Source organism: Undibacterium paludis, assembly GCF_022568815.1.
Taxonomy (GTDB): Bacteria; Pseudomonadota; Gammaproteobacteria; order Burkholderiales; family Burkholderiaceae_D; genus Undibacterium.
Window position 1 is genome coordinate 721,545 of the sequence record NZ_JAKZHX010000001.1, and the last position, 17,958, is coordinate 739,502.

General features: G+C 54.6%; 9 protein-coding genes. 2 read left to right on the forward strand and 7 right to left on the reverse strand.

From position 1 onward, the window contains the following. Nucleotides 1-46: 46 nt before the first annotated feature. Together dnaN and gyrB are read left to right on the forward strand one after the other, a co-directional pair. The gene (dnaN, locus tag LZ463_RS03235) at nt 47-1,153 is read left to right on the forward strand and encodes a DNA polymerase III subunit beta (protein ID WP_241453786.1); all 1,107 of its coding nucleotides are present in this window, start codon (nt 47-49) and stop codon (nt 1,151-1,153) included. A 225-nt stretch (nt 1,154-1,378) separates the two neighbouring features. Then, entirely contained in the window at nt 1,379-3,874 is a 2,496-nt protein-coding gene (gene gyrB / locus LZ463_RS03240; RefSeq protein WP_241453787.1) for a DNA topoisomerase (ATP-hydrolyzing) subunit B, read from the forward strand. A gap of 464 nt (nt 3,875-4,338) precedes the next feature. On the opposite strand, the gene LZ463_RS29195 is transcribed toward gyrB, so the two are convergent. From LZ463_RS29195 to LZ463_RS03275, 7 genes are all read right to left on the reverse strand, one after another. Next, nucleotides 4,339-6,225, reverse strand: coding sequence for a DUF262 domain-containing protein (locus LZ463_RS29195; protein ID WP_241453788.1), 1,887 nt, complete (start codon nt 6,223-6,225; stop codon nt 4,339-4,341). Nucleotides 6,226-6,639: 414 nt separating this feature from the next. Beyond that, nucleotides 6,640-9,423: a DEAD/DEAH box helicase gene (locus LZ463_RS03250; protein ID WP_241453791.1), complete on the reverse strand. Its 2,784-nt coding sequence runs from the start codon at nt 9,421-9,423 to the stop codon at nt 6,640-6,642. Beyond that, nucleotides 9,423-9,944, reverse strand: a complete 522-nt coding sequence (locus LZ463_RS03255) for a hypothetical protein (protein ID WP_241453793.1) — start codon at nt 9,942-9,944, stop codon at nt 9,423-9,425. Before LZ463_RS03255 ends, LZ463_RS03250 begins: the two co-directional genes overlap by 1 nt. Next, on the reverse strand, nt 9,944-13,234 hold the full coding sequence (locus tag LZ463_RS03260; protein WP_241453799.1) for a DUF1156 domain-containing protein: 3,291 nt from the start codon (nt 13,232-13,234) through the stop codon (nt 9,944-9,946). The genes LZ463_RS03255 and LZ463_RS03260 overlap by 1 nt, the downstream gene beginning before the upstream one ends. An 8-nt stretch (nt 13,235-13,242) precedes the next feature. Beyond that, on the reverse strand, nt 13,243-14,238 hold the full coding sequence (locus LZ463_RS03265; RefSeq protein WP_241453800.1) for a hypothetical protein: 996 nt from the start codon (nt 14,236-14,238) through the stop codon (nt 13,243-13,245). Then, nucleotides 14,238-16,955: a DUF499 domain-containing protein gene (locus tag LZ463_RS03270; protein ID WP_241453801.1), complete on the reverse strand. Its 2,718-nt coding sequence runs from the start codon at nt 16,953-16,955 to the stop codon at nt 14,238-14,240. The genes LZ463_RS03265 and LZ463_RS03270 overlap by 1 nt, the downstream gene beginning before the upstream one ends. A 42-nt stretch (nt 16,956-16,997) precedes the next feature. Beyond that, a complete protein-coding gene (locus LZ463_RS03275) occupies nt 16,998-17,879 on the reverse strand; it encodes a WYL domain-containing protein (RefSeq protein ID WP_241453804.1) in 882 nt (293 codons plus the stop codon). Between the last annotated feature and the right edge of the window lie 79 nt (nt 17,880-17,958).

Consider the following 17,958-nt stretch of genomic DNA (forward strand, 5'->3'; position numbering starts at 1 on the left):
AGATAATTTAAGTTCCTTATCACCATCATTTAGTGAGGATATTCAAATGCAATTGGTTAAAACCCACCGGGACACCCTGCTCCGGCCTTTGCAAATTGTGAGTGGTATTGTCGAGCGTCGGCACACATTGCCGATTCTGGCCAATATCCTCATTCGCAAAGACGGTGAACAGGTGTCGTTCCTGTCCACGGACATCGAAGTGCAGATCACGACCAAGGCAGCCATAGGCTCGGGCGGCGACGTCACGGCCACTACCGTGGCTGCCCGCAAATTGCTCGATATCCTGCGCGCCCTGCCGGATGACAATGATGTTGTCCTGAAGCTCGACAACAAAAAAATGAGCGTGCAATCAGGCAAGTCGCGCTTCTCTCTGCAAACCCTGGCGGCGGAAGAATTCCCTACCGTGGCCCAGGCCGAGCATTTCAATGCCAGCGTCAACCTGCCACAAAAAACCCTGAAGCACCTGTTCAACATGGTGCATTTCTCGATGGCGCAGCAAGACATCCGCTATTACCTCAATGGCCTGTTGCTGGTCGTTGATGGCAAGAACGTCATTGCCGTGGCAACCGACGGCCACCGCCTGGCTTTCTGCCAGGTCGAAGTCGAGCAAGAGTTCCCGCGCCATGAAGTCATCATCCCGCGCAAGACCATCCTGGAATTGCAGCGCCTGCTCGAAGACAAAGAAGACCCGGTACAGATCGATATCGCCAACAACCAGGTCAAACTGACTTTTGCCGATATTGAACTGATCTCCAAACTCGTCGAAGGCAAGTTCCCTGACTTTAACCGCGTCATCCCCAAGGGTTACAAAAACAGCTTCACCCTGGGCCGCGAACAATTGCTGCGTTCCTTGCAGCGTGCCGCGATCATGACGTCTGACAAGTTCAAGGGCGTACGTTGCGTGATCACCCCTGGCAGCATGCAGATATTGTCGACCAATGCCGACCAGGAAGAAGCGATGGAAGAAATCGAAATCGACTACGGCGGCGACAGCGTCGACATCGGCTTCAACGTCAGCTACCTGCTCGATGTCTTGAACAACCTCAAGTGCGACCAGGTATCTGTGTCGCTGGGCGACTCCAACTCATCAGCCCTGATCACCATCCCTGACAACACCGACTTCAAATATGTCGTCATGCCGATGCGGATATAAGTTGTAGATATTGACAGATGCCGTGGGCCTGATTGTTCACGGCGATCGTCATACCGTCATTCCCGCGCAGGCGGGAATCCAGTGTCTTTTGTTATGCCGTAGCTCATCAACAGCGTCAACACTGAATCTCACCTGCACAGAAATGACAAAACAGTTTTTGAATGTGTTTCACATTGGGCGATTGACACAATTGTCCAAAACAGTTCGTTTTTTTAGAAGGTAGCCATGTCCGATAACACCCAAGACAACACGCCAGCGCAGCCAAGTCAATACGGCGCATCATCAATCCAGATTCTGGAAGGCCTGGAAGCCGTGCGTAAACGCCCCGGCATGTACATCGGTGACACCTCGGACGGCACCGGCCTGCACCACCTGGTATTTGAAGTGCTGGACAACTCCATTGACGAATCCCTGGCAGGACACTGCACCGAGATCAACGTCACCATCCACAGCGACAACTCCATCTCCATCACCGACAATGGCCGTGGTATCCCCACCGGCATCAAATGGGATGACAAGCACGACCCCAAACGCAGCGCCGCAGAAATCGTCATGACCGAGCTGCACGCAGGTGGCAAGTTTGACCAAAACTCCTACAAGGTATCCGGCGGCTTGCACGGCGTGGGTGTATCCTGCGTGAATGCCCTGTCCAAACTGCTCAAGCTGACCATACGCCGCGACGGCAAGGTCCACGCCATGGAATTTGCCAAGGGCGTGGCGCAAAACCGCGAGCTGGAAACTGTTGATGGCGTCGTCACCTCCCCCATCAAGGTCATTGGTGACACTGACAAGCGCGGCACTGAAGTACATTTCTGGGCAGATGAAGAAATCTTCACGCACGTAGAATTCCATTACGAAATTTTGGCCAAGCGCATACGCGAACTGTCCTTCTTGAATAATGGCGTACGCATCAAGCTCAACGACCACCGCACCGGCAAAGAAGAACTGTTTGCCTTTGAAGGCGGCACACGTGGCTTTGTGGAATACATCAACAAAAACAAGAGCGTCCTGCACCCCACCATTTTCCAGGCGACGGGCGAGCGCCAGTCTGACCAGAACACCACCATCAGCGTTGACGTCTCCATGCAATGGAACGACGCCTACAATGAACAGGTATTGTGCTTCACCAATAACATCCCGCAGCGTGACGGTGGCACCCACCTGACCGGCCTGCGCGCCGCGATGACGCGCGTCATCAACAAGTACATTGAAGAGCACGAATTCGCCAAAAAAGCCAAGGTAGAAGTCAGCGGCGACGACATGCGCGAAGGTCTGACCTGCGTCTTGTCCGTCAAAGTGCCAGAGCCAAAGTTCAGCTCCCAGACCAAGGACAAACTCGTTTCCAGCGAAGTGCGCGGCCCGGTAGAAGAAATCGTCGCCAAGACCCTGACCGACTTCTTGATGGAAAAACCCAACGACGCCAAGATCATCTGCGGCAAGATCGTTGAAGCAGCACGCGCCCGTGAAGCAGCCCGCAAAGCCCGCGAACTGACACGCCGCAAAGGCGTCATGGACGGCCTGGGCCTCTCATCCAAACTGGCAGACTGCCAGGAAAAAGACCCCGCCCTGTGCGAACTGTATATCGTCGAAGGTGACTCTGCGGGCGGTTCTGCCAAGCAGGGCCGCGACCGCAAGTTCCAGGCCATCTTGCCACTGCGCGGTAAAGTCTTGAACGTAGAAAAAGCCCGCTTTGAAAAAATGCTGTCCAGCGAACAGATCACCACCCTGATCGCCACCCTGGGCACCAGCATAGGCCCGGACGAATTCAATGCCGACAAACTGCGCTACCACCGCATCATCATCATGACCGATGCAGACGTTGACGGCGCCCACATCCGCACCCTGCTGCTGACCCTGTTCTATCGCCAGATGCCGCAACTGGTAGAACGCGGCCACATCTACATCGCCCAGCCGCCACTGTACAAGGTCAAGGCTGGCCGCGATGAACGCTACCTCAAGGATGATGCCGAAGAAGCCAGCTACATGATGACCGTGGCCCTGACCGGCGCATCCCTCGTGCCTGGCACAGACCGCGCGCCCATCAATGGCGAAGCCCTGGGCGAACTGGTGCGCCAGTACAACCTGGCCAACGCCGTCATGACCCGCCTGACCCGCGTCATCGACCGCGCCGCCCTCACCGCCATCATGACCGGCGTGACGCTGAAACTGGACACTGCAGAAAACGCAGAAGCATCTGCCACCGCCCTGACTGCCGCCATTGCCGACAATGCCGTCAAGGCAGTGGTACGCAGCGACGAACTCTCAGGCGCATTCAGCCTGCGTATAGAACGCCTGTACCACGGCAACATCAAGGTCAGCAGCATCGACGCAGACTTTGTTGACGGTGCCGATTACAAGGTACTCGAAAACGCCGCAGCCACCTTCAAGGGCCTCTTGACCGAAGGCGCCTTCATCCGCCGCGGCGAAGGCGAAAAAGCCAAGGAAATCGCCGTACAAGACTTCCACAGCGCCATGCTATGGCTGCGCGACGAAGCCGAACGCGGCGTCAGCAAACAACGCTACAAAGGTCTGGGCGAAATGAACCCCGAACAACTCTGGGAAACCACCATGGACCCCACAGTCCGCCGCCTGCTCAAAGTGCAGATCGAAGACGCGATTGCCGCAGATCAGATCTTCACGACACTGATGGGCGACGACGTAGAACCGCGCCGGGCGTTTATTGAAGGGAATGCGTTGCGGGCGGGGAATATTGATGTTTGATGTGCTGCGATAGCGGAGGCATTCAAAGTTAGTGCAATCAAGAGTAGATTTTTGCAATCAAAAAGTCGAAGTTATTGCAATCTGCCCTTCTTTATATAGAAATTCGTCAAACGTGTATTCCCATCGATACAATGCTTGAAAACTTTTTGTAACAGTGATTAGAGGACGTCTGAAGCGACCAATAATAGCGCAAAAAAAGGCCAACCTAAATAAGTTGGCCTTTTTGTTTCTGCAACGAAAAATCAATGAGTCCGGTCTATTTCCGAATTTTCATCTCGTGGTAATAGCATCGAGAAAATCGCCGTCAGACGGTGTGAACTTACACATACATGAAGCACTAACACCGAACCTACGAGCATCAGCGCTGCTACCCAGAACTCGTATAACCTCACTTAGGGAACCAAGAAATTAATAAGACTCTTGCGAAGAGAGCGGAACCGACACTAAAAATATTGAGTACTTTACTATGAGTCTGGACCCGCCCAAATTACACGCGCTATGTCAAACAGTTTTTCTCCTCGTTCAGCTATTGCATCTTCGTTCCACTGCTGACGAGTCATCAGATCGCGATTAAGCTGAAGATTTGAATGCTCAAATAAGGCTTGACGCTTCCGTCCATATGCATGATTTTGCAAAGACCGGTTGACCCCATAGTGCACGAGCGTCAAATTGCCAATTCGTGAAACCGCGCGCTCGCGCTCAATGATGAGTTTAGACCGCACATCTAAGCTGTCGGAGGCATATTGCAGGATACGAGCTTGACTTATATCGGTAGCAGTTGCACTGGTTTGATCTGGCAATGGCCAATACGCATGCCAAGTCTGTGGGAGAATATGATCGATATCCAATGTGTCGAAAGCCAGTGGTACACGCTCCTCACTTTTCTCAGATCGCATCGCAGTCTCCAGCCTATGAAAAATTGCACGCAATTTTGCTGGATCCAAACGTCCTGGATAAACTTCACCTTCCATCCAATGCCGTCGAAACTCTTCGTCGCGCGGCCATCGTGCGGCAGCACCACTTGATTCTGCCAGAGTCGCTCGAAAAGCAGCTGAGGTCAATTTTCCGGCCTGTAGTTTTTTCAGTTGCTGCGCAAATACCTTGTTGTAACTCTTTCGCGTAAGTCCACAAATTGCGCGACGCACAAGGTAAGATTCTATACATCGAAAAATCTCGTTCTGTTCGATGTGCGACAAAGACGATACCGCCACTCTCAAAGCGAGGGCATGTGCTGGAGAAGCGTCCCAAACACTGATACGGCGTCCAAATACACCCACTGGAGTTTCGCCAGTACCTGTAACCAATGCGCGATATTGCTCAGCATAACTATTAAGCATTTCAAGCTGCGCGTCTGCTGTATGCAACTGCGCAGAATGGTCAATGAAGCGGCGATATTCGGCATACAGCCGACCAATATCAATTTCCTCACCAGTTTCTGCTTGAACTGTTGTCTGGACAAACCATTCAAGTCTTGGCCGATTCAAGCGACCGCGTGACTGTGCCTCAGACCACAATGGCGACTCGAACTGCGACCAAAGTGTTGCATAAAGTTCGTCAGCATTACTCCCTGCCCGCATGAATATAAAATTCCGAATCAAATCAGTAGAATGTAACGCTGCCCCGTGTCCGTTGAGCGTCTCAAAAATCACTTGAGCATCATCGTCCTCACCAAGTGATATACAAACAACGGAAATATCGGTTAACACTGCGGTGGCAAGTGCCATCGTGGAAGTAGCAGGTGGAATATCAGACTGCTCCAGCATCCATTCCGTCATTGCTGCACGAAAGTATGCGATCGCCTCCAGCGCTGGCGGGTGTTCAACGCCAATCTTACGAACATTTCCAGTCTGTGTGAAACTAGAGGGGAAGCGATCCCGAAGGACATCCATAGAGTTGGCGGTCATAGCTTGAACATATTGATCGCGATCACGGAAAGTCGGCCAGAGCTTAAATGGCTCTACAGTCTTGTCGTCCATCGTTTCTGGATTCGTATTAACAAGACACGATTCTATAATGGGCAGGAAAGTTACCTGCTCGCATTCCCGCAATGTGTGCATTAGAGCTCTGAGCACGTATTGCAATGTAGTGAGCCGTTGCTGGCCATCAATGATGTGATGGCGCTCAACACCAAGCAGCCCCGCTTTTTTTTGCGGTTCTAATACGACGGCACCCATGAAGTGTGGAACTGCCTTGTCGCCAGTGATGCGGATGTCTGCCTTTTCACGAATATCCTCCCAAAGTCGACCCCATTGATCTTCTTTGTTCCAGACATAGGGACGTTGATAAAATGGTACGCGGTATTGACGACGGTCTTGAAATATTTGCTGAACGTTAAAGGTACGTGAATCCACGGTCTTAGATCCTTATTCGATGAAACAATTTGTCGATTACGAGGGAGACAATTAGGGCACTGTTATCCAAGATAAGCATTCTTGTTAGGTATCTTGACAGAATAGATAAAACTTGTCATGTCGTACCTCATTCTGAATTTCATTCGCGATCGACAATCAAACTCTACCGATCTGAATTGATGCTGTGCTCAATGGAGTTTAAGTAGCGTAGATGCGGTAGTGGTACTGTCGCGGCAACGGGTCAATGTTGAAAGTGCTAAAAGAAATCGGCCACCCATTATTATTAAAGTTAATAACTGTAAAGAACCGAAGATAAGCCAAATCATGATACGAAAAGTCAACTAATGGGGAGTCATATGAACCATATGCTCTCCTCTTTTTCATATTTTTCATATTTTTCAACGTGTTTAGTTGCTAAGTGAGCTCAATCCATCCAATCAAATAAGTCTCATACGCCTGTCCTTGTTTGACAATTCCTTTGTGAACAATATCTCGATGCAGCATGGGCTCGAGAATCAATGTAAGCCTCTCGGAAGCCTGTTTGCGACCTAATTTAGGTACGGACGGTTCCGAATCGAACAAATTATCAACGAACTTCTCCATTGTCGGCGATCGCCTTCCTTTCTCATCCACCGCTAGAGCAACGACTATAGATCGCTGTCGATGTTTTTCGTCTGTAGCGACTACATGCCACAAAGACAGTATACCTTCACGGCCATCCGCACTTTTTACAGACAAACCAAGATTCTCGGCTTCTGTGGACCTTAGAACATCGAGATATCCAGCAATCAATGGGTGATCGAGGCCAAGCAAGGATAGGTTTTCGTCGGCCAACGCTCGATCTCGGTCTGACACGAAATTGGCCTCAACCGTGGTGCCATCAACGCCGATAACTTGCCACACGCCATGACCGGCAGAGGCAAACTTCTTACCCTCAGATTCCACCGCCGCCTTGACAAAGCTTTCCAATGCACCCATCCCCGCCGAAGTGTCAGATAAAGGCTTATAGTCGTCGATGTTGAAGCCGCCGAGGTCTTGGAATAATTCGAAGACCACAGCTTGCGCTTGACTCGCATTGGTCATCGCCGCCTCCAACTCGACGCGCGTGCGTTTTAGCTCAGGGTCTCCCAACGCCTCGGCGTAGAGTTTCTCGTAGCTCAGCCGCTCGGAGAGTTGGCCTAAAATTTGAGAACGCAGGTCTTCTGCGACCTCGCCGTGTTCGTCGACTTTGCCAAGCGTCTTGGCGATCTCAGTGAGCTTCTCGTCGAGCAGCAAGAAAATCTTGCCTTCGATCGTGTCGGACAACACCAGGTTGTAGACCTGGGCCGTGTGCTTCTGGCCATAGCGGTGGATGCGTCCGATCCGCTGCTCCATATCCATCGGATTCCACGGCAGATCGAAGTTGAACAGCACGCGAGCATGCTGCATGTTGAGCCCCTCGCGCCCCGCCGCAGTGCAAATCATCACGCGCGGGCCATCTGCCTGCTTGAACCGCTTCTCTGCAGCGGCCTTGCTGCCATGGTCGCCGCCTTTGAGGACAACCACACCTTGCCCTGGATACTCGCGCTCGATCATCTGGCCTAGCATCTCGACGCTGCCCAGGTAAGTCGCGAAGATCACCACGCGCTCGCCCGCGTCCTGACGCCAGAGGGCTCCCAACGCCATCAGCAGTTTTTGGACTTTGGTCTCGGTCTCCCCGGGGAATCTGCGCAGCAAATCCTTGATGCGCAGGCGCTCCTCAGGCAAGGCGAGAGCAACAGACGCCACCGCCGAATCCTCGGCGGTGGCCAGCGCGACCTCATCGGACACGTTGGAAGCCATGTCCATGGCCTCCTCGTCGAGCTTCTTCAATATCTTGCGCTGGATGTCACCAAGGGCGCGATCGACCTCGATGTCGGCCAGGCGATCATCCCCAAGCCCGAGCTCCGAGCGGATCAGGTCTTTGGCCTCACGCAAGGATTCGTCGCGGCGGTCGATGTCGCGGTTTTCGTCATGCATCAGGGATTCGTGGACCGTCAACGCTATGAGGCGGCGGCGCAGCGTGCGCGCGACCGCAGCGAAGCTGGACGCGGCGATCTTCTGGAAGATCGTCATCACAAAGCCCAGAGCCATCCCCTTGTTTCCCTGACGTTTGGCCAGCGCGAAGCCGTCTTGCAGGTATTCGTTGAGCCCAGAGTAGAACAGCCGCTCTCGGTCATTCATCAAAAACGACTCGGTGTGGACCCAGCGCCTGGCAAACAAAGCGGTTCCATCCGGCTTGCACGCATCTGCCTTAGTTCGGCGCACCACGACCGAGTTGAGCCGGTGGCGCTCCTGCACCATCTCTTCGGGAGAATTGAACAAGGTCGAATCCAGTAACTGGATCAGCATCCAAAAACGGAAATGATCACCCTGGTGGGGAGTCGCGGACAGCAAAAGCAAATCTCGGCTGTGGTCACGAAGAGATTCGGCCAGCTTGTAATTCTCGGTCTTCTTGACCTTACCCCCCGACTTGAAGGCGGTCAGATGGTGAGCCTCGTCGAATACTACCAAGTCCCATTTCGGCGCTTCTTCAAGTTTCCTCACCCGCGCTTTGCGCTTCAGAGTGTCGATGCTGGCGATGAGGCGATCATGCTTGGCGAATGCATTGGATTTCCGGTCCGTCACGTCGCCCTCGGAGCCGAACACCTCGAAGTTGAGGTTAAACACCTCATTGAGCTCGCGGTGCCAGTTGTTGACCAGGCCGGCCGGAACCACCATCAAGGCGCGTTTCAGCTCGCCACGGCTGGCCAGCTCGCGCAGGATCAGCGCGGTCTCGATGGTTTTGCCTAGGCCCACCTCGTCGGCCACCAAGAAGCGGCGCGGCGCCGTGGTCGTCACGCGATGGGTCAAAACGACTTGATGGGGAAGCAGATCGATCTTGGCCGATGTGAGGGAGGCGGCACTCTCCATCAACGGCAGGACATGGGCCTGCCATGCGAGCCACGCCTTGCGAGCCCTTTCGCGGCCTTGGCCGACGTTGACGACCACGCGCTGAGTCCTGCCAAAAGCAGGCAGCAACGCATCAACCGCGACCTGGCGCTCGCCCCCCTGAAAGAACACGCGGACATAGCCATCGGACACCGCCGATACGACGACGCCCTCGCCGAACTGAACGTGCCTTACCCGTTGGCCGGGATGGATGATCTGCGCTGGAGCGCCCTCGACGGCCAACGCCATCAGGAAATCCGTTGAAGGTAATAACCCGATAAACGCGGCGGCATATTGTCCTTCATCCTGATTTCCTGGCTATTGGGCTCGGAGCCATTCCACAGGCAACGTCCAAGCGGAATTTCCTTTGAGCCTTGCGCGCTTCTGCAATGCCAATAGGCTGCCTGCTCGGCCTGTCGATATGTGAACCGGCGCGAATCGGCAAACCAAAAAATCAGAGCCGCCTCGCGACCGCCCGACGCCACCGATTTCTGGAACGACAAGATCACCGGATAGATCGACTGCTCAAGCCAATCTGTGGCTTTGTCGGGGTGCAATGCATCCAAGGCTCCATCGAGACCAGCCACAACCAGCGCCCGATCCCGAATCAACACATCGTCAACGCCGACCCACCCGGCCGCCTTGAATCTCAGGAGCTGTCGAAGGCTGATGGGATTCTTGGGGCCACACAAGGCCGCGAGCTTCGCTGCGTCCCAAAGGATCGAGTGCCCCTGGCGCCACCAAACATCGATTTCTATCGGACTGCTCATTACGCCTCCCCAAACATATCAAATTGCCGCTTGCCGTCTTCCTCTTTGCCCTTGTGATCGGCAAGCCACCTAGAAAACAACTGCTTGGCAAGATGCGACGCCCTGCGCATCTCTGCCAAGCCACCGCGAGATCCAAGCCATTCCAACAAATCCGCCACTGCCGGGTGCGGAATGAAGTTTGGGTTGCTCAGGGTTTCGTCGACGCGGATTCCGCTGTCGGGATAGCACGCGCCAATCAAGAAAAGGGCCTGATCAAGGTCGCCCGACATCCCCTTTCGCGGCTTGCCCCGCCATGCCTGCGCAAACTCCAAGGGGGAGACGAGGTGGAACGATTTCTTCTCCTCGACGCACCATCCAAGCTTTTCAAAAACATCAAGCTCGGTGCCAGTGCCTCGTAGGAACTTCATCATCTGGTCGCGAGGAACGACGGCAATCTGATCGAAGATGCGCAAGAACTGGCGCGTATAGGGCTCCGCCAACACTGGCGGCACGATGCCACCTTCGCTATCGTCGATGAGCTGGCGAATGCCAGACAAAGCCTCAGGCAAAGTAAATTCGCGACCACGCTCGACATAGACTTTGCCGTAGTGCTTGGAAAAATATTCCAACGCCTTGCCGCGCTTGATCACTTCCAAATCAGCCTTCGGCAATCCGTCATGCTGATGCTGTTCGAGCAAATCCTTGAGCTGCTGGATATCGTCGGAAATCTTGCGACGCAGCTTCGCCCAACTAATCATTTCAGGCTCATCAACGCGCTTGCGGCAGACATGGATGATGTCGTATTCTACCTTCATCGAGCCAAACTGCGAATCTCCCTTGGACTCATCCCCACGGATTGGATAGGTGGCCTCCAAGTAGAAACCCGCTGAGAACAGGCTCTCCAGAACCTGAACCCATGGGCCGTCTTCACTATGGTGGAAAGTGAATGCAAGCAGCCCGCCCGGCTTGATGATTCGATGCGCCTCTCGCCAGCACTCGGTCAAGATTCGCTGGTAGAAAGCCTTGGCGTCTTTTCCTTGGCGATATGGATTCTCCACCGCTTCCAAAGTCTTAGGCGTAAACGGATTCCCAAATATTTCCGGGTAGCGAGATCTTAGGACAGGCGCAAGCCAGACATAGAAAAAATCAGACAGCTCTGAATATTGGACCAGCTCGCTGAATGGCGGGTCCGTAATTACCATGTCGATACTTTCCGCACCAATGTGATGAAGGTCAGTTGATGAGCCACATGTGAGCACGACGTTATCCAGCACTGGATCGCCAACCTTGATCTTGATGCTTTTCCCTTGCTTGAGCTCTTTGGCAAGGTCTTTCGATTTGCGTTGAAGCTCCGTTTTAGTCACGCGTTCCCATGGATTAGCGCGCCATTCTAGCGATTCGATAAGGCCTTCGACACACGACTGCCAATTTCCACGTCCGAGCCTGGCGTCAAAATTGTTCTCGACCGGCTTTGATTTCAACGAGTAGTTGTTTCCTGAAAAATGTGGCACGAGCTTGTCGTAACCTTCATCCCAAAAACACAATAAATTCTGATTGCGTATGTATTGCTGGAATGCACCGAGCAGAGCTTCCTTTGCTTCCCATCTACCCACCGGGCTCTCGACTATCGCCTTCAAAAGTTGCGCCAATACGAGCAATTGCCGCGTATTGAACATTTTCCAGTAATGTGTGTAGCCGTGATCTGGAATGCCCCATTTATGGGTTTTCCATCCGACCGACAATTCATCGGTGGGCCAGTAGCCAGCGAGGTCAGCGTCCTTGCGACCAGCCCACTCCAATTCACTCGCGACTATGGCGGACACATCGTTTGCCGGCACAAATGAGCGGCCGGAATATGGTTCGCCAGCGGCATCGCACTGTGGGCAATGCACGTGATATGCAAAGGGCGACATTGGCCCGGTCTTATGGCTTGCACGCACAGCATCAAGGACATCCGATCCCCGGCCACATGTCGGGGCTTGACATGAGAACGAAGATTTGCGCGGTTGCATACCTAACGCCGTCTGTTTCATCTCAGCCGTGCCAACCACAGTCGAGATCGACCTTCCGGTGACAGGGTGAATCACGTTCGCTGGAAGAACCTCGCCACGAATTTCAATGAAACCTATAGTCTTGGCTCGTTCGCGATACCAACGAACATTGGCCTCAGCCGAATCTGTCGCACTCCCGCCCAATGGGGCTCCGCTTGCATCAACTGGCCCAGAACCCTTAAGCCAAAGCGGGTCAACCATGAGGCTCAGCAAAATCTTTTTATTTTCGCTCTTGCCAAGCACTGCGGATTCGCCCGTAAGAACGGCCATTTGATCTACGCATGCGCTTCCGCATTTCGGACACAAATATTGCCCGGTCTCGTCCATGACTGCATATGGCTTCTCACCTCCCGCCACCACATACGGCTCACTTGGAGCCATACGCGCGGGCCGTTGCTCGACATCAAAGATGGTGCCGCACGACCCGCAAGGTCTATCCTTCCACGCCTTAACCGTGAGCGTCTTCTTCGCGAATACGGGATTGCCCATCAACGGCGTTCGATGCCCACAGCCATCGGCCTGGCACGGCCCATGTTTTGCCCAAAAGGTGTAAATCAGCTCCGGCCCCTCATAGCCATACTGCGCCCTATCCGCCAATGGAATGGCGGTCGGATCAAAGCCCTCTGGCTGATCCAGTCCCGTGAGTTTCGAGAACCAGCGACCTTTGTGTCCTTTGGGGCAGGAATGCGCGTAATACGGTCGCAAAGAAGATCCAACCTTGTGGTCGATATCGGCCAGAAGAGCTTGGACCTCCTCCTTGGTTGTCTGCGCAAGCTCGCTCTTGACTACGAACCACGACATCGGATTGAGATCGTTGCCAACCACTTGCATTCCAAGTCTCGCGGCCTCTACCAACGTGGTGCCTCCGCCCATGAAAATGTCCGCCACCTTCAATTTCGAGAAATTAGGATTGCCCTGGTGATTACCATAAAAAGATTTCCATACCGCCGCGCCGACCTGTCGCTCCGATGTCGGAGCCTTTGATGCGGCCGCGATGAGCATCGCCCGGAACACGCTGGAAGATCTGCGCGCCCAATATTTGCTGACCTGGTAGATCGGCTTGTCTGCGTTGCCCTCAATGACCGCAACCTCATTGATCGGCAAAATCGGGAAGTCGACCTCGAGGCACGACTTCGGCCGATTTGGATTGGAGAAGTCGAGCCCCTCCAGCATCTGCAGCTTGCCCGCTTCCAACAACGCCGATACCGCGTCGAGGACTTGCTCTGCCTTGGGCTTGCTTGATTTTTTTTGAGTCGCCATGCGAGTCCTCAATTCTGCTTGACTATCTCAATGAAGGGGGACGCCACTTCAAGCAACGAAATCCCTCCATGAGCCAAATTTTTCCTGCCTCCCGCGACGCTCCATGAACGTCGCCCCAAGACAAAACGATAAGCACCACGCGTCGTCGTCATCGCAATATCCAACGGTGGAGCCCAAGCCGAGCCTACCTGATCCTGCGATGAAGCGAACCGTTCCGCTCCGTATGTCGAGGCCAAATAATCCTTCTGAACCAAGTCATGGACATCACCGAATTGACCCGAAGCGGCATAGCCGTGATCGGAAGTGATCACCAGCGTTCGTCCTGTTGCTAGACGGTCGATGAAAGACCAGAACTCATCGCCGCACAGCACTGCGCCTACTGCCTGGGCCAACGGCGCCAACCCTTTGCCTGGTGCCGCGTAGTCGTGCAGCAACGAATCTGGCCACTCGTGCCAAACGAAAAGAGACGGGCTGTTGGGTAACGTGTTAGCACACTCCTGCCAAGGCTGATCAAAGAGAGCTGTCGCAGCGCCTGCGAGTTTTAAAGAATTCACCGCGCCAGCCGTCAAAGCTGAGCGTTGAGGCAGCCCCAATAACTTTGCAAAACTTGTTGTGTCGCTAGGCAGGGCCGAGGCACAAGCTTTCGCTTGTTTGATCTTGTAGCCACGACTTTCAGCCCCCGCCAATAGCCACGGCACCTCCCGCAGCGATAGCGCATCAAGGACCAACACGGCTTTGCCGCCCTGTACCTGATTCCAAAATTCTTCAATCGCTTTGGCATTGCTTGGAGCAGCAGACTCGAAGTCGCGCCATAGCTCCCACGCAGAGCTGGAAAGGACCAGGTCGAGACCTTCGACCAACTTGTCGCGCCGAACCAATTCGGAAGCTGGATCGCCGACGATGGGGACAGACAATCGTTGCCATAGCTCATCGAATATCAGTCGCCATGCTATTTGCGACGGCTCGATCAAAAGCCGATCAAGCAATGTGGAATCGACACTCATTAGGATTCCTCCTTCTCGGCATCGAGCCCGTATGAAAGGCCATCAGGCAATGTCCTGATGATCTGTTGAAGTTGCGCGCCAGTGAGCTTTTCGATGCGCAGGGACACATTCCTTATGGTCGTGCCTGGTTGGATTCGCCATGAATCCGCGACACGGCTCAGGAGATTCAAGCCCGATGTCGGATCGGCGCTCAACTTTGTGGTCATGATTGCCGGCGCCGGCCACGCTCCACCACCGTCTCCTGGCGCGGGTGGCTGACCGAACGGATTTATTGGCGGTTGCCCCGTTTGGCCTGGCAGGCCTGGAATGCCCGGAAGCGGTTGCGTCCCGCTTGGAGCTTGTTCACCAGCACCAGGCTGCCCAGAACTCTGCGGTGGCGTGCCAGGCAATGTCAACAGCGTGTCCTCCAACTGTTTTCCAGCAACGTCAAAGTCGCGCTTCATGCGCCTCAAGGCGACATCGGCATCTTCGCCGGGCGCTCGTTGCAGCGACCGCAAGCCACGCACATTGATGGCAACCCGCCCATCGGCGCATACCGCGAGAACGGCATCCTTGGCCGCCGCTTCGCCTAGCCACGGTATGCATTCCTTGCCTCCGCGAGGCTCGCGCAATTCCGCCAGCAGTTTCGCAAGCGACAAGCTGCGCTGGGCGAACGAAACTACCATGTCGTCGAACTCCTCCGCGACAAAGAGGTTTTGCCTGATCTTGTCCTGGATCGCGACGGGAATCTTTTCTGCTTTGGAGCCGTGCGGTTCGGCATCAAAGACGCACTTCGGGGCATCCTCGCTATTCCACGTCCGCAAGATTGCAAAACGATCAAAGCGATCCGCAACTTTGGTCTTGATCTGATTGTTGAACTCGGTCGCCAAGGCACGATATGCCGCTTCCGTTTTCGCCCAGTCCTTGGCCAAAAACGCAGCGCGAGCCAGGATCATCAACTCTCGGTCTTGGTAAATGGTGCCTTCCTCGCCTTTTCGTGGAAGAAGGAACCTTGGCGTATTTCGACCCGAGACCAAGAATTTCTTCACCCATTGGCCCAATGTCGCATCTAAAGTGTCAGGGCTAATGGGCAACACGATGATCGGGATCATGCGCGTGTCCCATGATTGCGGCCGATCGCGCTCATCCAATTCTTCCCATGGCGAATTGCTCCATTCGCGTTTGAGCACAATGGTCCGATACATGCCCGACAACTGAGCGTCGCCGCCGATGACATGGCGAATCTCCGTAGCGAGATAGTCCACGTCCTCGCCGTTTTGGAAAAGTTTGTCGTTGCGGGCGTGCGCCAACAAACGGGTGCGAGCATTCTCTTCAAGCTTGAATACCAACCGCGAACCAAGCTTGTGGATGTTGTAGCTGTTGTTCTCGATCGTTCCCAATTCCGCTTGGAAAGCGTTGTCGTCGACCTTTGAGCCGCGAGTGACATCAATTTGCAGAGTTTCCGGCTCGGCTCCAACCCGATGATTGTCAAGCGAGAGCGAGCGCAACCAAAGCGCGCTGACGATTTCGCGAAGGTGGGGAACCTGAGAGAGATCGCCACCCAAGGCCTCCTGCACAGCGGTCAAATTGCGCAGGGCTTTGTCGCGAAGCTGCTTGTGATGCTCAATGCCGACGGTGTCGATGAGCGAGGCGGCGCTGCCACGGTCATCGCCTGACAGCTCGAAATCAGCGGATGTAATGACAGGAACCTTGTCGCCCGATGCCTTGAAAAGTTCGACCAAGATGCGAACCAGGTCCCGAGTGCCCTGCGCCTGCACAGCGAAAATGACCTCATCGTCAAGAAGCTGCAAAAGCTCAGGCGAGTATGGCCATGATTCGGAAAATCTGGCTTTGTGGCGTTCAAGTTCCGACCCTGGCTTGCTGGACAACCTCATGAACTCCGAAACGTGGGCCGCGATCAACGGCTCGATCTGCCCCGCAGGAATGTTGATCCGATTCTCGAAAATACGGTAGAGCAAAAGCTTGCGGCGATCGTGCTGCGCCTGCTCGCCTTTAAAGTCGACTCGAACAGGATTGACGCGGAAAAGCTGCTGGGCCGCATTGGAGTTACCCTCTCGGACGGATACGACCAGCGACAAAAGCTCAGGATTGTTCTCAGCGATTTCAGACAATAGCTGAATGAAATTGAAGGCCCAGACTTGTCGAGGCTCCCCGTTGGCATCGCTCAGGCCATCGAACCAGGTCTGAAACTCATCGAGCAAAAGCGCCGTAGGCTGTTCTTTGAACATCTCCATCAAGATGTCTTTTCCTGGAACCTCCGTTTTTCGTCCCTCCCACTTCCCCCTAGCGAATTCGCCCCTGGGATGACGCGCGAAGAGGATGTCCCAGAGGTAGGCGAATCGATGTTCGTGCAAAGGCTCCGCGATCACATGCAATTTCGATCGCAAGGACATGCCAGCCAATTCAGGTTGACCAACCCTGTCCGACCATGCCTTGAGCCAAGTCTCGCCGGCATCAGGATCGCTAAGCATGTGGCAAACCGCCGCCATCAAGTGGGATTTACCTTGCCCACGGTTGCCGACCATGACCACCGCTTTGTTCGATCCTGGCGCCACCGCTTTGATCGATTTAATCAGGTCGATCGATGGATACGTGATCGCCAAGAAGTCCTTGGCTTCCATGTCCAAGGCCCCCGTCTTCGCATCGTTATTGAAGTCGATGGTTGTTCCACGGAGCCTCGTTCCGCGAAACTCGTCGCGCAATTGCAATCCAAGCATGTTATTCCCTTCGGTATTCTTCTTTGTGTCTATGTTCTGTATTCAGTTCTCGGCCGCAGCCCCAAGCGCCAACACGGCGCTCTCCACCCCGTAGAGGGTGGGAGTGTTCCGAAGCCAAAGGTGATGCGATGCCGGATCAAGGCAGTGGTTTGGGGTCGCGTCGATCGACCAACGCCGCAGGACGTAGCCCGCCAAAGCCGCTCTCGTCTTCATCCGCAGCACGCCATCGCTCATGGCATAGTCCGCCTCCACCGCCTTGGGCCACTTGACGCCGGGATGCGGGACCAGCTCCATATCCACGATCCGCGACCATTGCTCGTCCGCCCCGAGAAGCTCCCGCTCCTCGGCCTCGCCATCGATCTCTTGCGCCTTGACGATTCTGGTCAGGACGAAGTCGCCGAACCGCTGCCGCTCCCGGTCGAACGCCCGAACGTGCCAACGCAAACCGTTGTCGGCCAACGCAACCGGCACGATCTCGCGCCGCTTCTGCCCTGACGACATCGACAGATAGCTGATCTTGACCGGGCGCTTGGCACACATAGCCCTGGTGATGACGCCTAGGGTCGCCATGTCCGGCTGCACCAATTGGCCAGGCCCCTCGCATGGCGTGGCCAGCTTGAGGCCGAGCTCCAACCCATCGCCGAACCCCAGCAACAGCCATGCGAGCACGCGCTCGCAATGGAACTTGAAGATAGGGTCGAATGACGCCGTGGGCCGGTAGCGCCTGCCCGCAAGGTCGTAATCGAGATTTCCCGGCGCCATCTCGCGGTAAATGCGCAAGTCGCGCGACGCTGCCGCCGGTTTAATCCCAAACCGAGTCTCGATGTCGCCGCGACTGAGCTTGCCTGTGAAAAAAGCGCGCAACTCTAGAAAGGCCAACCTCTCCCGTAGCGTTTGCGACAACAATTCTTCCCTAACTTTCAATGCATGCTCCCGGACTCCTGCCCCTCTCGCGTATACGGAACGAACGCGCCAAAAACGCAAAGAATAACATGCGAATCAT

Excerpts from the sequence above, each read along its gene's own strand:
- dnaN (WP_241453786.1), top strand. The coding sequence starts at position 47 with ATGCAATTGGTTAAAACCCACCGGGACACCCTGCTCCGGCCTTTGCAA.
- gyrB (WP_241453787.1), top strand. The coding sequence starts at position 1,379 with ATGTCCGATAACACCCAAGACAACACGCCAGCGCAGCCAAGTCAATAC.
- LZ463_RS03250 (WP_241453791.1), bottom strand. The coding sequence starts at position 9,423 with ATGGCGTTGGCCGTCGAGGGCGCTCCAGCGCAGATCATCCATCCCGGC.
- LZ463_RS03255 (WP_241453793.1), bottom strand. The coding sequence starts at position 9,944 with ATGAGCAGTCCGATAGAAATCGATGTTTGGTGGCGCCAGGGGCACTCG.
- LZ463_RS03260 (WP_241453799.1), bottom strand. The coding sequence starts at position 13,234 with ATGGCGACTCAAAAAAAATCAAGCAAGCCCAAGGCAGAGCAAGTCCTC.
- LZ463_RS03265 (WP_241453800.1), bottom strand. The coding sequence starts at position 14,238 with ATGAGTGTCGATTCCACATTGCTTGATCGGCTTTTGATCGAGCCGTCG.
- LZ463_RS03270 (WP_241453801.1), bottom strand. The coding sequence starts at position 16,955 with ATGCTTGGATTGCAATTGCGCGACGAGTTTCGCGGAACGAGGCTCCGT.